Origin of the sequence: Streptomyces sp. NPDC086787, assembly GCF_044745865.1 — a bacterium.
GTDB lineage: Bacteria > Actinomycetota > Actinomycetes > Streptomycetales > Streptomycetaceae > Streptomyces.
Window position 1 is genome coordinate 61,107 of sequence record NZ_JBIVBC010000016.1, and the last position, 17,963, is coordinate 79,069.

Here is a 17,963-nt window from a genome sequence, read left to right on the forward strand (position 1 = left end):
CACCGCCCGGATCAGTCGGCGGCGGACGCGCCCGCCTCCCCGGGCGCTCCGGCACCGGAGCCGGAGCCGGTGGTGGCGGTCGGCAGATAGCTCGCCAGGCCGCGCAGGATGATCTCCAGGCCGATCTCGAACCTCTCGTCGGAGGAGCCCGTCACCATCAACCCGGACAGGGCGCGCAGATGGGGGAAGCCCCCGGCCGGCAGGGACGCGAAGTAGTTCTGCATCTCGTCGGCCATCTCAAGCCAGTCGGGGCGGGCCAGGGAGGAGTCGCCGCCGCCGTGCTGGACGGCCCGGTCCCGCCACATGTCCTCCTCCAGGACGAACCCGTCGATGTAGGTCGAGATGAGGTCTCCGGCCTCCGCCGCGATGCGGTCGGGCAGCCCGGCGGTGCGGAAGATCGCGAGCAACGCCTCCACGTGCGGCAGCAGTTCGGCAGTGAAGGGGACGTGCGCCATGGAGATCCTGGCCATGTCACGGTGGGACAGCAGGCGTTGCCGTCCGGCGCGGGCGAAGTCCCGGATGTGCTCCTGCCACCGCTCGGGGTCGGGTTCGGGCATTCCGAAGCCGACGAAGAGCCGGGTGTACATCAGCTCCAGGAGGTCGTCCTTGGAACTCACGTGGGCGTACAGGGCGGAGACCGTGACCCCGAGTTCGGCCGCCACCTGGCGCATCGACAGCCCGTCGAGTCCCTGACGGTCCAGCACGGTGAAGGCCGCCTCGACGACCCGTTCGCGCGAGAGCGGAGTGCGCGCGGGGGCGACGCGGGCGCGGGCGGGGCGCTCACGCTCCCACGGGGACGGCGGTGGAGGTACTGGGGTGTCGGCTGCCGCGTCGGTCATGAGCACAGTCTAGGTGTCGCATGAACAGTGTTCTCCTCGGGCGAGCGGTGTTCACACCCTCTGGACGCGATACATCTTGACCCTCATCACCGCCCCCCGAGCTCACAGTCTTTGCGAAGTCGTTGCGCTATATCTCAATGAACACCGTTCTCCAGGTGAGCACCGTTCTGCTACGGTGAACACCGTTCTCTCATAGGGTCCCGAAATCCGGGCCCTCCATCCATCCGAGGAGTACCGATGTCCACCACCGGTGTCGCGTCCGCCGAGACGTCCACCGATTCGCCAGCGCCCTACCGGTGGCGCTGGGCTGCGCTCTTCGTGATCCTCGCGGCCGAGGTGATGGACCTCCTCGACGCCGTCGTCACGAACATCGCGGGCCCCTCCATGCGGGCCGACCTCGGCGGCGGCGCCTCCACCCTCCAGTGGCTCGCCGCCGCGTACACGCTCGCGATGGCCGTCGGACTCGTCACCGGAGGACGGCTCGGCGACATCCACGGTCGCCGCAGGATGTTCCTGGTGGGAGCCGCCGGCTTCACCGTGGGCTCGCTGCTGTGCGCGATATCCGGGTTGCCCGAGATGCTGATCGCCTCGCGCGTCGTACAGGGACTGTTCGGCGCGGTGATGCTGCCGCAGGGCCTCGGCATGATCAAGGAGATGTTCCCGCCGAAGGAGTCACAGAAGGCCTTCGGCATGTTCGGCCCTGTCATGGGGATGTCCGCGGTGTGCGGGCCGATCCTGGCGGGGTGGCTCGTGGACGCCGACTACTTCGGCACGGGCTGGCGGATGATCTTCCTGATCAACCTGCCGCTCGGCGGGGCGGCCATCCTCGGCGCCCTGCGCTACCTGCCGCGCGGCCGCTCCGAGACCAAGCCGCGCCTGGATATTCCGGGCATGCTCCTGGTGTCGCTGGCGGCACTGCTGATCATCTTCCCGCTGGTCCAGGGCCGCGAGTACGACTGGCCCGTGTGGACGTTCGTGATGATGGCCGCCTCGGTGGGCGTCTTCGTCGCCTTCGCCGTGTACGAGTCGCGCCGCAGCAGGGCCGGCCGGGACCCGCTGGTCGTCCCCAGCCTGTTCCGCAAGCGCGGCTTCAGCGGCGGTATGACCCTCGGACTGGTCTTCTTCTCGACCATGCAGGGCTTCATGCTCGTCTTCAACCTCTACACCCAGATCGGCCTCGGCTACTCGACGCTCAAGGCGGGACTGGTGATGGTGCCCTGGTCCGGCGGCATGATCGTCGGCTTCGGGATCGCCCAGGGCATCGCCAGGTTCGGACGTGCCGTGCTCCAGGCGGGCACCGTGGTCATGGCGGGCGGCGTGTTCGGTGTGTGGCTCACCCTCGACACCGTGGGGTCCGGCGTCGGCCCCTGGCAGCTCCTGCCGGCCCTGCTCGTCACCGGCATCGGCATGGGCCTGCTCATGGCACCGTTCTTCGACATCGTGCTCGCCAGCGTCGAGCAGCACGAGACGGGGTCGGCGTCCGGCACGATGACCGCCGTCCAGCAGCTCGGCGGCGCCTTCGGCGTGGCCATCCTCGGCACCGTGTTCTTCGGTCTGCTGGGCGGCGGTATCGCCACCGCCGTCGACCACCGGTCTGACGACCTGCGGGGGAAGCTGACCGCCGCGCACGTCGCTCCCGCGGCTCAGGACCGCGTCGTGACGGACCTGCGGTCGTGCGCCTCGGACCGTGCCGTCGCCAAGGATCCCGCCGCGACACCGGAATCCTGCGCGCGTCTGGCGAAGGACACCCGGGCCGCCGTCACCTCACCCCAGGCGGGCGCACAGGTGACCGGCGTCCTCCGGGCCACCGCGTCGTCCGCCTTCCAGAGCGGCTTCGGCTCCGTCATGAAGACGCTGCTGTGGATCGTCGACGGCATGCTCGCCCTCACCTTCGTCCTCTCGTTCCTCCTCCCCCGCCACGCGCGCCCGGAGGAATCCCCCGGCCACTGAACACCGCCGGAACAACGCCGGAACAACGCGGCCGGGCACCCCTTGCGAGGGGTGCCCGGCCGTCCCGTTCGCCGGCGGGGTCAGTCCAGGCCGATCGGTTCGAACCACGTGGGCGAGTCCGACAGGGCCTGCTTGATGCGGAGCAGCGCGAACTCGTTGAGATCCGGGAGCGCGTCGACCGGGAACCAGCCGACCTCCAGTGACTCGTCGTCGTTGACCCGCGCCTCACCGCCGACGGCGCGGCAGCGGAAGGTGATGTCCATGAACTGGCAGACGTCCCCGTTGTCGTAGGTGACGGGAGCGAGGGCCTGTACCAGCACCACGCGCTCGGCGACGCAGTGCACGGCGGTCTCCTCGAAGACCTCCCGCACCGCGCAGGCCGCGGGCTGCTCCCCCGGCTCCGGGATGCCGCCGATCAGCGCCCACCGGCCGTTGTCGGCGCGTCGCCCCAGCAGCACCCTGCCCTCGTCGTCGAAGACGACGGCGGCGACCCCCGGAAGCCACAGCAGCTGATGCCCGGCGGAGGCCCGGATCGTACGGATGAAATCGGGAGTAGCCATGGTCCCGACCCTAACCGGAACCTACTGTCCGGCGTCGCCTGCGCGCCGTCCGCGCACCCCTGCTCCGATCGCCCATCCGATGCCGCCCGCGGCGACCAGCAGCAGGGCGATCTCGGGCAGGACGCCCAGCTCGGTGGCGGGCGTCTCGGAGGAGCGCAGCGGCACCTTCTGGACCAGGTGGGCGGGCACGAACATGCCGGTCTTCTGGGTGATCCGGCCGTCCGGCATGATGATCGCGCTGACGCCGCTGGTCACCGGCACGGTCACGGTCCGGCTGTGCTCGACGGCGCGGACGCGGGACATGGCGAGCTGCTGGTAGGTCATCTCGCTGCGGTCGAAGGTCGCGTTGTTGCTGGGCACGGAGATCAGCTGGGCTCCGTCGGTGACCTCGGAGCGCACGGCCCAGTCGAAGGCGGCCTCGTAGCAGGTGACCAGGCCGACCTTGGTGTCGCCGAAGTCGAACACACCCGGCTTGCTGCCCCGGCTGAAGTCCTGGCGGACCATGCTGGTCCAGTCCTTGTTGATCGCCCCGACGAGCGACCGCAGCGGAAGGTACTCACCGAACGGCTGGATCTGCCGCTTGTCGTACGTCTGCGTCGGCCCCTTGGCCGGGTCCCACAGGATCTGTTCGTTGAGCAGCTTCCCGTCCCGCTCGACGACACCGCCCACCGAGATGGGCACACCGACCGCCTTGGCCGCCCGGTCGATCACCTGGGCCGCGTCGGCGTTGGTGAACGGGTCGATGTCGGAGGAGTTCTCCGGCCAGAGCACGAAGTCGGGCTGCGCGGCCTTGCCTGCCTTGATGTCGGCGGCCAGCTTCATCGTCTCGCGCGCGTGGTGGTCGAGCACCGCGCGCCGCTGGGCACTGAACTCAAGACCGGCGCGCGGCACGTTGCCCTGGATGACCGCGACGGTCGCGGTGCCGTTCTCCGCCTTGTCGCTGATCAGCGCACGGGCGGCCAGCGCCCCGACGACCGGGACCGCCACGCTCAGCAGGGCCGTGGCCGCGGCCGCCTTCCGTACGGTCCGGGTACGGCGCCCCTCGACCGCCAGCCGCCCCGCCTCGTACAGACCGAAGCCGCACAGGACGACGGCGAAGCCCATCACCGGGGTGCCGCCCACCGCGGCGAGCGGCAGGAACACTCCGTCCGCCTGGCCGAACGCGATCTTGCCCCAGGGGAAGCCGTTGAAGGGTACGCGCGCGCGAAGCGCCTCACCGGCGATCCAGACGGCCGCCGCCCACACGGGCCAGCCGGGCAGCCTGGACACCGCCGCCACCCCCGCGCCGGCCAGCGCGACGAAGACCGCCTCGATGGCCACCAGCGCCAGCCAGGGGCCGGGGCCGACCTCCACACCCGTCCACACCAGCAGGGGCAGCAGGAAGCCGAGGCCGAAGAGGTAACCGAGGCCCAGGGCCGCCTTCCAGCGGCGGCCGCGCAGGACCCAGGCGAAACCGGCGAACGCGGGCAGGGCGAGCCACCACAGGGTGCGGGGCGGGAAGCTGACGTAGAGCAGCAGTCCGCTGAGGGCGGCGACGACGGCCGGGACCAGGCGCCGCAGCCGTACGGCACGGGCACCGAGCGTGCGCTCCGGCAGCTGTTCGGGCTGGTCCACGGGGGTTGCGGTGACGGTCACCCCGGGAGTGTACGGCGGGTGACTTCGGCGGCGGCGACGCACGGGTGCCGGGCGGCCGGGTACGTGTGCCTCAGCGCGCGGCGCCCGGGGCGATGGCACGCAGCCGGTCCTTGATGGCGCTGACCGCGGATTGAGCGTCGTCCACGGTGATCGTGAAGGTGTGCCCGTCCCACAGGCTCAGGACGACACCCTCGCCCCGGCGCACGACGACCGCCGTGCCCCGCTCCGGGCGCCAGCGGTAGCCCCAGCCGCCCCAGTGGCGGGGGGTGACGAGGGGGACGAACTCGGCGCCGACGACCTGAGAGAGCGGGATACGGCGGCGGGGCAGGCCCATGTGGCCGCAGCGGACCTCGACGCACTCACCGTCGAGCTTCAGATCGACGTGCACGAAGGCGAGGGTGCCGAACAGGACCAGCAGTCCGACCATGATGCAGCCCACGACGGACATGACCAGCGCGATGATGCCCGAGGTCCAGGCGGACTGCACGGCCAGCACGATACCGAGGGCCAGGCAGGCGGCTCCGGCCAGCGCCGGCAGCCACTGCACCCGGTTGGTCGCGCGCCCGTGCCAGACCTCGGGCTGTGGGGCGTCCTGGTCGCGGGGATGGTCCCTCATAACCATGAGGTTACTAAGGTTTGCTCACCGGGTGGGCATGACTACGGGCAGAATCCTGCCCTCGGCGTAGTTCAGGGCGGCTGCGGGCAGCTCGCCCGCGCGGCCGCTCAGCAGGACGGTCAGCGTGCCCTCGGCGGGGGCGTCCGGTGCGGGAGGTTCACCGATCCGGCGCAGCGCCTGAGCGGCCACCGCGACAGCGGAGCCGAGCAGGATCAACGGGGGCGCGTCGGGCTGCTGCACCGCGGCGCGGATACGTTCCGTCACCAGCTCGTAGTGGGTGCAGCCGAGGACGACGGTCGTGACGTCGGCCGGGGTCAGCTCGGCGGCCGCGGCGACAGCGGCGTCGATCGCCGCCTCGTCCGCGTGCTCCACGGCCTCGGCGAGTCCCCAGCACGGCACTTCGGTGACCCGGACGCCGTCGGCGAACTGCTCGATGAGCCCGCGCTGGTAGGGGCTCCGGGTGGTCGCGGGCGTCGCCCAGATGGCGAGCGGGCCACCGCCGGCCGCGGCCGGCTTGATCGCCGGGACGGTGCCGACCACGGGGATGCCGGGTTCCAGACGGGCGCGCAGCGCGGGCAGCGCGTGCACGGTCGCCGTGTTGCAGCCGACGATGAGGGCCTCGGGCCCGTACGCCGCCGCCGCCTCGGCCACGGCGAGGGCCCGCCCGGTGAGGTCCTCCGGGGTGCGCGGCCCCCACGGCATACCGTCGGGGTCCAGGGAGAGCACGAGATCCGCGTCGGGGCGCAGGCGTCGTACCGCTGCGGTGGCCGCCAGCAGGCCGATTCCGGAGTCCATGAGCGCGATCTTCACCCGGCCACGATAGACGATGGACCCCCTTGCGCCGGTCGGGTGGGGCACACTGCGCGGGTGAGCGCCTTCGTGTGGATCTCCGCCGTGTCCCTCGCCGCCTGGCTGTGGCTGTTGCTCTGTCAGGGCTTTTTCTGGCGCACGGACGTGCGGCTGCCGCCGCTGGGTGATCTGGCCGACTGGCCTTCGGTCTGTGTCGTCGTACCGGCCCGTGACGAGGCCGAGATACTGCCCGCGAGCCTTCCGTCGCTGCTGGCGCAGGAGTACCCGGGGCGGGCGGAGGTGTTCCTGGTCGACGACGGCAGCACGGACGGCACCGGTGAGCTGGCCCGCGATCTGGCCCGGCGCCTCGGTGGGCTGCCGCTGACGGTGGGCTCCCCGGGCGACCCGCCGGCGGGCTGGACGGGCAAGCTGTGGGCGGTGCGTCACGGCGTCGCCCTGGCACGCGCGCGTGGGCCCGAATACCTGCTGCTCACGGACGCCGACATCGCGCACGGGCCGGACAGTCTGCGACGGCTGGTGGCGGCCGCCCGTGGCGGGGGCTTCGACGTGGTGTCGCTGATGGCCCGGCTGCGGGTGGCGAGCCGGTGGGAACGGCTCGTGGTGCCCGCGTTCGTCTATTTCTTCGCCCAGCTGTACCCGTTCCGCCGGATCGGACGGGAGCGGGCGCGGACGGCGGCCGCGGCGGGCGGCTGTGTGCTGCTGCGCGCGGACATGGCGGAGCGGGCCCGGATCCCGGACGCCATCCGGCACGCCGTCATCGACGACGTGGCCCTCGCGCGGGCCGTGAAGGGGGCGGGAGGCCGGGTGTGGCTCGGGCTCGCCGAGGAGGTGGACAGCGTGCGCCCCTACCCCCGGCTGCGCGATCTGTGGCGGATGGTCTCGCGCAGCGCGTACGCGCAGCTGCGGCACAGTCCCCCGCTGCTGCTCGGTACGGTCGCCGGGCTCGCCCTGGTGTATCTGGTGCCGCCCGCCGCCCTGGTGGCCGGTTCGGCGGCGGGGAGTACGGCGGCCGCGGTCACCGGCGGGGCGGCGTGGCTCGTGATGACGGCGACGTACGTCCCCATGCTCCGCTACTACCGGCAGCCGCTGTGGCTCGCGCCCCTGCTGCCGTTCACCGCGTTCCTCTACCTCCTCATGACCGTCGATTCAGCGGTGCTGCACTACCGGGGACGCGGGGCGGCGTGGAAGGGACGTACCTACGCGCGGCCGGACACCGCGGTGCCGGACGAGGGCTGATCCCGCGCTGGTCCCGCGCTGAGGCCGCTGCCCGGTGGCTACTTGCGGCCCGGGGTCCAGTTCATGCCCCAGCCGTAGGCCTGGTCGACGGTCCGCTGGGGGCTGACCCCGCGCTGCGGCACGAGGTACCGGGCCTCCCGCCGTACGACGAGGTCGGATCCCGTGTTGGTGATCAGGGCGAGCGCGCAGACCGTGGAGGGGACCGTGCACTCGTCCAGGGAGAAGTCGACCGCCGCGCCGTGCTGCGGCTGGAGGGTGACCGTGGCGTGCAGGTCGGCGAAGGAGCTGGCGCCTTCGTAGATGGTCACGAAGACGAGGATGCGCCGGAAGTCGCGGGTGTGGTCGAGGTTGACGGTGAGGTTCTCACCGCTCGCCACGGCACCGCTGCGGTCGTCGCCGTCGAGGTGCATGTACGGCGGCCGGTTCAGCGAACCGAAGGAGTTGCCGAGGGCCTGTACGACGCCCTTGCGGCCGTCGGCGAGTTCGTAGAGGGCGCACAGGTCCAGGTCGAGGTCGCCGCCGCGCCGGGCGCCCCATCCGGAGAACTGGGTGCGTGTCTGCCAGTTGAGGTTGACCCGCAGGGCGCCCGACGTGCCGCCCTGCTTCATCAGGGACACCGAGGGTGCCGCCTTGGTCAGCGTCACCTTGGTCAGGCGGACGGGTGCCGTGGGCGGGGCGGACGGCGGCGGGGGTGGCGGGGCGGCGGGGCCGGTCGGCGGGGGCAGGCGGACGGGCGGCCCCGACGGCGGGGGCAGGTGGGCCGGAGGGGCCGGCGGGGGTGTCATGGTCACCGGGGGCGCGACGGGCGGGGCGGGGCGCTGCGGCTCGTCGACGGTGATGCCGAAGTCCGTGGCCAGGCCTTCGAGTCCGCTGCTGTAGCCCTGGCCCACGGCCCGGAACTTCCAGGCGCCCTGCCGGCGGTAGAACTCGCCGAGCACGAAGGCCGTCTCCACCGTGGCGCCGGCGCTGTCGAAGCGGGCGACCACACCGCCCCGGCCGGCGTCCTGGACCTCGATGTACAGATCCGGCACCTGCCCGAACGTGCCGCCGTCCGCGGAGGCCGCGAGGACCACCCGCTCGATGCCGTCCTCCACGCGCGCGAGGTCCACGAGGAGCGTGTCGGTGATCCGTGTTCCGGTGTTCGTCTTGCCCTCGTGCCGGACCGCGCCGGACGTGTGCGCGGGCTGGTTGTAGAACACGAAGTCCCCGTCGGAGCGCACCTTCCCCGCCGCGAGCAGCAGAGCCGAGGCATCCGCGTCCGGCACGCCCGGCCCCGGACGCCAGCCCAGTTCGACGCGCAGGGCCGTCGTCGGCACCGGCACATTCGACCCCTTCGGCATTGACATGTACGCCCCCAATTCGTGTGCTGCCCCGCCGGTACGCGTCCCGGCCGCGCATTGCCCATCCCTACCCGCCCCAACCTATTCCCGGAGGGCGGTGAACTCGCACGGGCGGGCCGTGAAGATCGCTGGCCAACCCCCGGTAACCCACCGAAAACCTGGCCTTTACGCGATCCAAACGCCGACCGCAGTCCTTTTTTGCCGAATTCGCTCGGATTGAGGATCCCACGTCACTGCCGACACGGAAATCAACCCTCTTATCGGTCTCCCCAACCAGCACATCGTGGGCTTAACTTATGTGCCATGACCTCCCCCCGCTCCACCTATGGCGGCGGCTACTACTCCGCCTCCTTCCCGGACACTCCGATCTACGACTCGCTCGTGGCCGAGCGGGGCACCCCGCAGATCGCCCCGATCCGGGTCCCCGCCGCCTACGACACGGGCGTCGGCCTGGGCGGCGGCAACCTGCCCGCCCTGCCGTCCGCGCTCCCCGCGCTCCCGGCGGCCCCCGCACAGCAGTACCCCTCCTACGGCTACCCGCAGCAGGCACAGCAGCCCGCCCCGCTGCACCAGGCGCCCACCGCCTACATCCCGCAGCAGGCCACCGCGCCCCGCGGCTACCCCGGCCAGCAGCCGCAGCCGCAGCGGCCGATGGCGGGGAACTCCGGTTACGAGGCCATGCGCCCCGCCGCCCCGCGGCCCATGCAGGCTCCCTACCAGGACCCCTACAACAACCAGCAGCAGTACCGGGGCTACTGACCGGCCCCTCCGGCTGTCGGTGCCGCCTGGCACCATGGCTACATGGGGAGTTCCGTTCTGCAGTCGATCCACGTCCACCCGGTCAAGGCGTTCCGGGGCATTTCGCCCCGGCAGGCCGTGGTGGAGCCCTGGGGGCTGTCCGGTGACCGCCGCTGGGCACTGGTGGACGACGGGGGCAAGGTCGTCACACAACGCGAGCAGCCGCGTCTCGCACGCGCCGCCGCCGAGCCGATGCCCGGCGGCGGCATTCTGCTGTCCGCGCCCGGCCGGGAGCCCCTCGAGGTGCCCGTGCCCGAGTCGCGGGACACGGTCCCGCTGAGCATCTTCGGCACCAAGGTGGACGCCGTGCCGGCGGTGCAGGCCGCGCACGCCTGGTGCGGCGACTATCTGGGAACCGGCGTGCGCCTGGTCCACCTCGACGATCCGGCCACCCGCCGCCCGATCGATCCTGACTACGCGTTGCCGGGCGAGACCGTGAGCTTCGCGGACGGTTTCCCCCTGCTGGTCACCACGGTCGCCTCCCTCGACGCCCTGAACTCGCTGATCGCCCGGGGCGACCACGCCCACGAGGGTCCGCTGCCCATGAACCGCTTCCGGCCCAACGCGGTCGTGGCGGGCACGGAAGCCTGGGCCGAGGACGACTGGTCGCGCGTCGCGATCGGCGAGGTGGTCTTCCGGGTGGCCAAGATGTGCGGGCGGTGCGTCGTGACCACCACCGACCAGTCGACCGCCGCGCGCGGCCGGGAACCCCTGCGCACCCTCTCCCGGCACCGCAGGTTCGGCACTCGCCTGGTCTTCGGCCAGAACCTGGTACCGCAGACGGCCGGCGTCATCCGCGTCGGGGACCCGGTGCGGATCCTCGACTGAGCCCTCGCCGGACCTGCCGGAGAACCCGGAGAACCCGGAGGAGAAATCCCTCCCGTGCGGGAACCGTACCCCGCCTCCGGCACGTTCAGGTTTTGTGAGGGGTGCGTGAGAGGGGGGAAGGGGGTGAGGGGCTGTGCGAGCGATCAGCGGTCTCTGGCACTGGCGGCACAATCCGCTGTGCCGCGGGACCGACCTGGCCGAGGCCTGGGTGGCTCTCGTCGCCCTGCTGCTGAGCGTGCTGGCCGCACCCGCGATCGGCTTCACCGTCGGCCAGGCCGCGCAGAGTTCGCTGCAACGGTCCGTCCAGGCCCAACACCGCGCCCGCCAGCAGGTCACGGCGACCGTGGTGCGCGAGCTGGAGTACGCCCGGCCCGATCCGGACCCCGACGTCACCACGCGCGACACCCGCAGCCGGGTGCTCGCCAACTGGACGGCGCCCGACGGCACCCGGCGACACGGCGCGGTCATGTCCGCCCTGAAGTCCCCGCACAGCGGCGACCGCTTCGGACTGTGGACCGACCCGCACGGCCGAATAACCACCCGCCCCCTGGACACCACGACGGCGACCACGCACGCCGTGCTCGCGGGCCTCGGCGCCGCCCTGCTGACCGTGGCGGCGGCCGAGTGCGCCAGACGGCTGACCGTCTGGCGTCTGGTCCGCCGCAGGTACACGCGCTGGGACCAGGCATGGGACCGCGCGGGCCCGGACTGGGGCAGGGCCGGCACCGGCAGCTGACGGCCTTTCCTCTCTGGTCAACCCACCGCCCGCGCGCACGCTACGGTGGACCGGCCGAACCGATCGGCACGACCCGCGCGCAAGGGAGTCGCAGGGGCCGCCGTGCCCCGGCGGCGAACGAGCCATCAGCACGACCAGGTGGGGGCACGGCAACACCATGGCACAGGGCACGGTCCAGGTGACGCACACCGGCACTTCGCGGTGGCGGCGCCGCACGGGTGAGTACGCTTCGCTCGCCGCCGCCCTGGAGGCCGCGGCAGACGGCGACGTCCTCACCGTCGCCCCCGGCACCTACCGGGAGAATCTCGTCATCGGGCGGGCGGTGACCCTGCGCGGCCCCGAGGGATCGCCCGGCTCGGTCCGGATCGCGCCCGCCGACGGAGTGCCGCTGACCCTGCGCGCCTCGGCCGTGGTGCAGGACCTGCATGTGGAGGGCCAGGACACCGCCGCGCCCGCGCTGCTCGTCGAAGAGGGCACACCCGAGCTGCTGGACGTGCGGATCGTCACCCGCTCGGCCACCGGCATCGAAGTGCGCGGCGGGGCACGTCCGACCGTGCGCCGGTGCACCGTCGACAATCCGGCCGGCATCGGCATCGCCGTACTCGACGGCGGCGGCGGGGTGTTCGAGGACTGCGAAGTGGTCGCGGCCGGCCAGTCGGGTGTCACGGTGCGCGGCGGGGCGCACCCCCGGCTGGAGCGCTGCCGGGTGCACCACGCCTCGGGCGCCGGTCTGATGGTCACGGGCGAGGGCTCCGCGCTGGAGGCCGTGGGCTGCGAGGTCTACGAGATCCGGGGCTCCGGGGCCCAGATCACCGCGCGTGCCACCGCGCAGCTGACCGACTGCGATGTGCACCGCACCACCGCCGACGGTGTCACCCTCGACACGGATGCCGTGCTCACGCTCGCCGACTGCCGCATCCACGACATCCCGGAGAACGCGGTCGACCTGCGGTCGCGCTCGGTGCTCACGCTCACCCGGACCACGGTGCGTCAGTTCGGCCGCAACGGTCTGTCGGTGTGGGACCCGGGCACCCGGGTGGACGCCAACCAGTGCGAGATCTTCGACAGCACGGGCGACTATCCCGCGGTGTGGGTGAGCGACGGCGCGACGGCGGTCCTCGACTCGTGCCGGGTGCACGACGTGCCGGACGCGCTGTTCGTGCTGGACCGCGGCTCGCGCGCGGACGTCGTCGACAGCGACCTGTCCCAGGTGCGCAACACGGCCGTGTCGGTGAGCGACGGCGCCTCCGCGCAGCTCGACGACTGCCGGATCCGGGACGCGGCCACCGGCGCCTGGTTCCGGGACCACGGCAGCGGCGGCACCCTCAACAACTGCACACTGGCCGGCACCCAGACCGGTGTGATCGTCACCAAGGGCGCCGATCCCACCATCGAGCGCTGCACGGTCGACTCACCGTCGGAGGCGGGCTTCTATGTGTCGGCCGGCGGCCGGGGCAGCTTCCTCGACTGCCGGGTGACGGGCAGCTCCGGGTACGGCTTCCACGTCCTGGACGGATGCCGTACGACCCTGCGGAAGTGCCGTACGGAACGCTGTGCGCGCGGCGGGTACGAGTTCGCCGAAGGCGGCCCCGACAGCGGTTCCGGTACCGGCCCGGTGGTGGAGGACTGCACGAGTGACGAGAGCGGAGCCGCGTTCGGGCCGCCCCCGGCGCAGAGCGCCGTGCAGACCGCACACCAGTCCGCCGGTCTGCTGGGCGCGATCCCGGGACAGCGTGCCACCGAGCAGGAGCCGCAGATCACGGCCGTGGAGAACGAGAAGCCGGCGCGAGACTCGAAGGCCGTGCTCGGCGAACTCGACGCGCTGGTCGGTCTGGAGAGCGTCAAGCGCGAGGTCCGCGCCCTCACCGACATGATCGAGGTCGGACGGCGCCGCCGGGAGGCGGGTCTCAAGGCCGCCTCCGTCAAGCGTCACCTGGTCTTCACCGGCTCCCCCGGCACCGGCAAGACCACCGTCGCCCGGCTCTACGGAGAGATCCTCGCCTCCCTCGGCGTCCTGGAGAAGGGGCACCTCGTCGAGGTCTCCCGCGTGGACCTGGTCGGCGAGCACATCGGTTCCACGGCGATCCGGACCCAGGAGGCCTTCGAACGGGCCCGGGGCGGCGTGCTGTTCATCGACGAGGCGTACGCGCTGTCGCCGGAGGACGCCGGCCGGGACTTCGGCAAGGAGGCCATCGACACGCTGGTGAAGCTGATGGAGGACCAACGTGACGCGGTGGTGGTGATCGTCGCGGGCTACACCGCCGAGATGGAGCGTTTCCTGTCCATCAACCCCGGTGTGGCTTCCCGTTTCTCACGGACCATCACCTTCACCGACTACGGCCCCGGCGAACTGCTGCGCATCGTGGAGCAGCAGGCGGACGAGCACGAGTACCGGCTGGCGCCGGGCACGCCGGAGGCGCTGCTGAGGTACTTCTGGGAGATGCCCAAGGGCGCCGCCTTCGGCAACGGCCGCACCGCCCGCCAGACGTTCGAGGCGATGGTGGAACGGCACGCGAGCCGGGTCGCGCAGCTCGGCGATCCCAGCACCGACGACCTCACCCTGCTCTACGTGGAGGATCTGCCGGAGCTTCCCTGAGTCCCGGCCTCGCCGCCCGGTTCGTCCCGGCGCGGCCCCGGCAGGTCCGGCCGCAACCGCGCAAGCAGCAGCTCCCGTTCCTCCGCGAAGGCCGGATCCGCCTGGTAGCCCGAGTGACCGAGGACCGGGGCGGGCAGCGGGTGCTCGGGCGTGCGGCCGTAGGCGAGGGGGTCGCGCAGGGGCGGTCGGTCCACCTCTGCCCCCGAGCCGCCGGGGAGACGGACCGGGCCTCCGATGGGATCGGTGCGGCGGTGGAGATTGCGCCAGCAGGCGACCTCCCGGTGCAGGGCGCCGAGCGCGGCGGGGCCGAAGTAGGCCGGAAACCAGCGACCGTACAGGCGCTCCAGCGGGGAGCCGTATGTCAGCAGCGCGACCCGCCCGCGCACGGCCTGCGGCAGCTGCCAGGCCGCCGCGGCCGCCAGCACGCTGCCCTGGGAGTGCCCGGAGATGACAAGGCGTCCGCCGGTGCGGCGCGTCCAGGTGGCCATCCGCCAGGTCAGGTCCGGTACCGCACGCTCGGCGTAGCAGGGCGGCGCGAAGGGGTGGGCCGCGCGCGGCCAGAAGGTGCCGATGTCCCAGAGGATGCCGATGGTGCGCCGGGCGGAGGCGTCCCGGTAGGCGCGGCGGCCCCAGGTGACGAACAGTGCGAAACCGAGGCCGACCAGCCAGGAGCCCAGCGTCTGCGCGGTCTGGGCCGCGTCATGGACGACCGCCCAGGTGTGCCGGGTCGCCTCGGCGGGGGTTCGCCGCGTGGCCAGCGCGCCCGCCTGCGCCGCGGCACCCAGCACGAACATGGCGGCCGAGACATGGGCGACGGCGAGGGGCATCTGGTCGGTGAGGGCGGCCGTCGCCCGGATGCGCGCGATACGGCGGGTACGCGCGGTGTCCTCGGGCTCCCCCGGGTGGTCGAGCGCGACCAGGAGGCGCTCGGCGCGGCAGCGCCGCCAGGTGCGCCACCCGAGCAGACAGACCGGCGCCAGGAGCAGGACGATGAACAGCGGGATCACCGCGGCCTGCCAGGTCAGCACCACGGGTGGTCCGGCGAGGGAACCGCCGTCGCCGTCCAGCCAGTCCGCCACCCGCAGCGCGACCCCGCCGGTCATGACCGCGCCCAGTGCGCAGGCGAGCAGCGCGACCGCCGGTCCGCCGAGGCCTCGCATCGCGGCACGCGGGTCGGGGTGGCCGCGGTGCAGGCCGTGGGCGACCGCGCCGAGAGCGACGACCAGCGCGCCCTGCACCAGGACCAGGGTGCCGAAGGCCGCCTCCCCCGGCAGCAGCCGCCCGGCCGACTGCCATCCGGGACGCGACCAGGCGGCGTACAGCAGGACAAGCGCCAGCAGGGCGAGAGCGCCGAGCGGCAGCCGTCGCACGAGGTGCGCGTCGAGCTGGTGGTCGAGCCGGTGCTCGCTGCGCCCCCGTCGGCAGACCACCCAGACCACCGCGGCGGCCCAGCCGAGCGTCGCCGTGGTCAGCAGCCATCCCGTCGCGTCGAGGACGGGGGGTCCACCGCCCTGGCGGTCGAAGGCGGTGGTGGGAGCGAGGACGGCCGCGGACACGGTCAGCAGGCCGGTCGCGGTGTGCGCGGCGCGCAGCCGGGCGACCAGGCGGCGCCCGTACCAGAAGCCGGGGCTGCCGAGCGAGGCGGAGCCTGGGATGTCGCTGGAGCCGGGTGGGCCGGGCATGGGCTTCTCGGACTCGTAGGCGCTCCAGGTGCGGTGGGACAGGTACCAGAGCAGGCCGGTGAGTGCGGTCGGCACCAGTGCGGCCACGGCGAGCCTGCGGCCGGGCGGACTCCACCAGCCGTCGCCGGAGGCCTCGGGTGACAGGAAGCCCAGCCAGGAGTGGCGGCGGGCGCAGACGCGGACACCCGCGCACTGCCAGGCCGCCAGGTCCAGGGCCACCTCGCAGGCGCCCGCCACCAGCAGCACCGTGAGGGTGAGTCCGGCGAGCCGCACCAGCAGGCCGTACACCCGTGCCGCCCGGGTCCGGCCGGGTGCGGCGGGGCGCGTCCAGTGTGCGAGGTTGACGACCATGAAGGGCAGCAGCAACAGCCACAGGGCACGGGAGGCGTTTCCGGAGGTGAGGTTGCACCAGACGTAGGCCTCGGGCACCGGCCGGGACGGGTGACGGCCGGGACGGGACTCGGCGTCGACGTCGTCGGCGCGCCGGAAGATGGCGGCGGTGCCGTCGCCGGTGATGCGTACCGTGCGCGGGTCGCCGAGCATCTCCTCGGGTGTGGCGCCGCCGACTCCGTGCACGAGCAGTTCCAGGGCGCATTCCGGCCCCCCGGTGCGGGGGCCGGGCCCCGTGGGCCCGTCCTCGGTGGCGCGTTCGCGTGCGCGTTCCACTGCTCTTCCCGTTTTCCGTTTGCCCTTCTCGTTCTCCGTTTCCGGTGTGCGCTACACCTCGCGCCTCGGAAACTCCCCGGTTCGTGTGACAGGCGCCGTGACGGCCCTGTCCGGATGTCATGTGCGCATCCAGACAGGTGCTGGCGCACCATGGGCCGTGCCGTGAAAGGATTGGGGCGCCCGATGGGCGTGTCGGACGGCTGAGGCGAAAGGAACCGGAGCGTACGTGAGCGAGAATCAGAACCTCCTCGCGGAGCAGCGGCGCGCCTTGATCCTGGACGAGGTCCGGCGCCGCGGCGGGGTCCGGGTCAACGAACTGACCCGAAAGCTCGGCGTGTCGGACATGACCGTGCGTCGTGACCTGGACGCGCTGGCCCGTCAGGGGATGCTGGAGAAGGTGCACGGCGGCGCCGTGCCGGTCGTCGAGGCGAGCACCCACGAGCCGGGGTTCGAGGCGAAGTCGGGCCTGGAGCTGTCCGCCAAGGAGGACATCGCGCGCACGGCGGCGCAACTGGTCACTCCGGGTACCGCGATCGCGCTGTCGGGCGGTACGACGACATACGCGCTCGCGCACCACCTGGTGGAGGTGCCCGACCTGACCGTGGTGACCAACTCGGTGCGGGTCGCGGACGTGTTCCACGCGGCGCAGCGCGTTTCCGGACAGCGGCAGGGCGCGGCCACGGTGGTGCTGACCGGCGGGGTGCGCACCCCCTCGGACTCACTCGTGGGGCCGGTGGCCGACCGGGCGATCGCGGCGCTCCACTTCGACCTGCTGTTCCTCGGGGTGCACGGGATCTCGGCCGAGGCCGGCCTGTCGACGCCGAATCTCGCGGAGGCCGAGACCAACCGGCGTCTGGTGCAGTCGGCGCGACGGGTCGTGGTGGTCGCCGACCACACCAAGTGGGGCACGGTGGGGCTGAGTTCGTTCGCCGCGCTGGATCAGGTCGACGTACTGGTCACGGATGCGGGCCTGCCGGCCGAGGCGCGGGCGGAGATCTCCGAGCAGCTGCGGCGGCTGGTGGTGGCGGGCGAGTCCGATGAGGACACAGACTTCTGACGACTCGTCAGCTACGCTCGCTGTCCAACCACCCCGTATCCGCACGGGACTTCACGGGAAGGCCTGTCATCATGGCTCACCGACTGCGTCCGGTGGGGCTCGACTTCGTCGACACCGCCCCGGTCCGTCTGGTGTTCGAGCGGCAGATCTCGGCGACTCCTGACGCCGTCTTCCACGCCCTGGCCGAGGATGTGCCGGGCTGGCCGCGCTGGTTCTCGGCGGTGGCCTCGGCCCGGCCGACCGAGGGCGGCCGCGAGGTCCGGCTCAGGGGCGGCACCCGCTTCGAGGAGTCGGTGCTCGTCGCGAAGGCTCCCGAGGTGTACACGTACCGGGTCGACCTGACGAACCTGCCGGGCCCCCGAGCCTGGGTCGAGGAGTGGCGACTGTCCCCGGCCGGCACCGGCACCCTGGTACGCATGACCTTCGCCGTCGACGGCACGGCCCCGTTCCGCTTCCTGTTCACCCGCACCCGCCCGGCCACGGGCCGCGCCTTCCGCGGCGCCGTCACGGCACTGGACCGTCGGCTGGCAGGGTGAACACGGCCGCCGCGGTCAGCAGGACCGTCGGCCGGGCTGCCTGCCGCACCCAGGATACGGAGTTCGTCAGCCTGCCTC

15 protein-coding genes are annotated in these 17,963 nt (G+C 72.5%); 8 read left to right on the forward strand and 7 right to left on the reverse strand.

Annotated features, from left to right (window positions below):
• Positions 1–11 precede the first annotated feature (11 nt).
• Positions 12–839 (reverse strand): TetR/AcrR family transcriptional regulator, encoded by an 828-nt coding sequence (locus ACIPK3_RS28620; RefSeq protein WP_402574220.1) that lies wholly within the window; start codon positions 837–839, stop codon positions 12–14.
• Between the two features lie 237 nt (positions 840–1,076).
• Between ACIPK3_RS28620 and ACIPK3_RS28625 the strand changes: the two genes are divergently transcribed.
• Positions 1,077–2,789 (forward strand): MFS transporter, encoded by a 1,713-nt coding sequence (locus ACIPK3_RS28625; protein ID WP_402574222.1) that lies wholly within the window; start codon positions 1,077–1,079, stop codon positions 2,787–2,789.
• Between the two features lie 80 nt (positions 2,790–2,869).
• Here the strand turns inward: ACIPK3_RS28625 and ACIPK3_RS28630 are convergent, their stop codons facing one another.
• The 4 genes from ACIPK3_RS28630 to ACIPK3_RS28645 form a co-directional block, all read right to left on the reverse strand.
• On the reverse strand, positions 2,870–3,349 hold the full coding sequence (locus ACIPK3_RS28630; RefSeq protein ID WP_402574224.1) for an NUDIX hydrolase: 480 nt from the start codon (positions 3,347–3,349) through the stop codon (positions 2,870–2,872).
• A 21-nt stretch (positions 3,350–3,370) separates the two neighbouring features.
• On the reverse strand, positions 3,371–4,984 hold the full coding sequence (lnt, locus tag ACIPK3_RS28635; RefSeq protein WP_402574226.1) for an apolipoprotein N-acyltransferase: 1,614 nt from the start codon (positions 4,982–4,984) through the stop codon (positions 3,371–3,373).
• Positions 4,985–5,054: 70 nt separating this feature from the next.
• On the reverse strand, positions 5,055–5,600 hold the full coding sequence (locus tag ACIPK3_RS28640) for a hypothetical protein (protein WP_402574227.1): 546 nt from the start codon (positions 5,598–5,600) through the stop codon (positions 5,055–5,057).
• 24 nt (positions 5,601–5,624) lie between these two features.
• Positions 5,625–6,410 carry a glutamate racemase gene (locus ACIPK3_RS28645; RefSeq protein WP_402574229.1) on the reverse strand — a complete coding sequence of 262 codons (786 nt, stop codon included), beginning with the start codon at positions 6,408–6,410 and terminating at the stop codon, positions 5,625–5,627.
• A 39-nt stretch (positions 6,411–6,449) separates the two neighbouring features.
• On the opposite strand from ACIPK3_RS28645, the gene ACIPK3_RS28650 reads away from it, so the two are divergent.
• Positions 6,450–7,646 (forward strand): glycosyltransferase, encoded by a 1,197-nt coding sequence (locus ACIPK3_RS28650; RefSeq protein ID WP_402574231.1) that lies wholly within the window; start codon positions 6,450–6,452, stop codon positions 7,644–7,646.
• A gap of 38 nt (positions 7,647–7,684) precedes the next feature.
• Here the strand turns inward: ACIPK3_RS28650 and ACIPK3_RS28655 are convergent, their stop codons facing one another.
• Positions 7,685–8,986, reverse strand: coding sequence for a TerD family protein (locus ACIPK3_RS28655; protein WP_402574368.1), 1,302 nt, complete (start codon positions 8,984–8,986; stop codon positions 7,685–7,687).
• Positions 8,987–9,289: 303 nt separating this feature from the next.
• Here ACIPK3_RS28655 and ACIPK3_RS28660 point away from each other — a divergent pair, with 303 nt between their 5' ends.
• The 4 genes from ACIPK3_RS28660 to ACIPK3_RS28675 all read left to right on the forward strand — a co-directional run bounded on the left by ACIPK3_RS28660 (position 9,290) and on the right by ACIPK3_RS28675 (position 13,944).
• Positions 9,290–9,745, forward strand: a complete 456-nt coding sequence (locus ACIPK3_RS28660; RefSeq protein ID WP_402574233.1) for a DUF6643 family protein — start codon at positions 9,290–9,292, stop codon at positions 9,743–9,745.
• Between the two features lie 42 nt (positions 9,746–9,787).
• Positions 9,788–10,612 (forward strand): MOSC domain-containing protein, encoded by an 825-nt coding sequence (locus tag ACIPK3_RS28665; RefSeq protein ID WP_402574235.1) that lies wholly within the window; start codon positions 9,788–9,790, stop codon positions 10,610–10,612.
• Between the two features lie 133 nt (positions 10,613–10,745).
• Entirely contained in the window at positions 10,746–11,348 is a 603-nt protein-coding gene (locus tag ACIPK3_RS28670; protein WP_402574237.1) for a hypothetical protein, read from the forward strand.
• Positions 11,349–11,505: 157 nt separating this feature from the next.
• A complete protein-coding gene (locus ACIPK3_RS28675; protein ID WP_402574238.1) occupies positions 11,506–13,944 on the forward strand; it encodes a right-handed parallel beta-helix repeat-containing protein in 2,439 nt (812 codons plus the stop codon).
• Here the strand turns inward: ACIPK3_RS28675 and ACIPK3_RS28680 are convergent.
• The gene (locus tag ACIPK3_RS28680; protein ID WP_402574240.1) at positions 13,914–16,292 is read right to left on the reverse strand and encodes a hypothetical protein; all 2,379 of its coding nucleotides are present in this window, start codon (positions 16,290–16,292) and stop codon (positions 13,914–13,916) included. The two genes, ACIPK3_RS28675 and ACIPK3_RS28680, sit on opposite strands and share 31 nt — an antisense overlap.
• A 226-nt stretch (positions 16,293–16,518) precedes the next feature.
• Between ACIPK3_RS28680 and ACIPK3_RS28685 the strand changes: the two genes are divergently transcribed.
• Together ACIPK3_RS28685 and ACIPK3_RS28690 are read left to right on the forward strand one after the other, a co-directional pair.
• On the forward strand, positions 16,519–17,349 hold the full coding sequence (locus ACIPK3_RS28685; RefSeq protein ID WP_402574242.1) for a DeoR/GlpR family DNA-binding transcription regulator: 831 nt from the start codon (positions 16,519–16,521) through the stop codon (positions 17,347–17,349).
• A 71-nt stretch (positions 17,350–17,420) separates the two neighbouring features.
• Entirely contained in the window at positions 17,421–17,885 is a 465-nt protein-coding gene (locus ACIPK3_RS28690; protein ID WP_402574244.1) for an SRPBCC family protein, read from the forward strand.
• Positions 17,886–17,963: the final 78 nt, after the last annotated feature.

Excerpts from the sequence above, each read along its gene's own strand:
- ACIPK3_RS28660 (WP_402574233.1), top strand. The coding sequence starts at position 9,290 with ATGACCTCCCCCCGCTCCACCTATGGCGGCGGCTACTACTCCGCCTCC.
- ACIPK3_RS28675 (WP_402574238.1), top strand. The coding sequence starts at position 11,506 with ATGGCACAGGGCACGGTCCAGGTGACGCACACCGGCACTTCGCGGTGG.
- ACIPK3_RS28665 (WP_402574235.1), top strand. The coding sequence starts at position 9,788 with ATGGGGAGTTCCGTTCTGCAGTCGATCCACGTCCACCCGGTCAAGGCG.
- ACIPK3_RS28640 (WP_402574227.1), bottom strand. The coding sequence starts at position 5,600 with ATGAGGGACCATCCCCGCGACCAGGACGCCCCACAGCCCGAGGTCTGG.
- ACIPK3_RS28690 (WP_402574244.1), top strand. The coding sequence starts at position 17,421 with ATGGCTCACCGACTGCGTCCGGTGGGGCTCGACTTCGTCGACACCGCC.
- ACIPK3_RS28620 (WP_402574220.1), bottom strand. The coding sequence starts at position 839 with ATGACCGACGCGGCAGCCGACACCCCAGTACCTCCACCGCCGTCCCCG.
- ACIPK3_RS28630 (WP_402574224.1), bottom strand. The coding sequence starts at position 3,349 with ATGGCTACTCCCGATTTCATCCGTACGATCCGGGCCTCCGCCGGGCAT.
- ACIPK3_RS28655 (WP_402574368.1), bottom strand. The coding sequence starts at position 8,986 with ATGCCGAAGGGGTCGAATGTGCCGGTGCCGACGACGGCCCTGCGCGTC.
- ACIPK3_RS28625 (WP_402574222.1), top strand. The coding sequence starts at position 1,077 with ATGTCCACCACCGGTGTCGCGTCCGCCGAGACGTCCACCGATTCGCCA.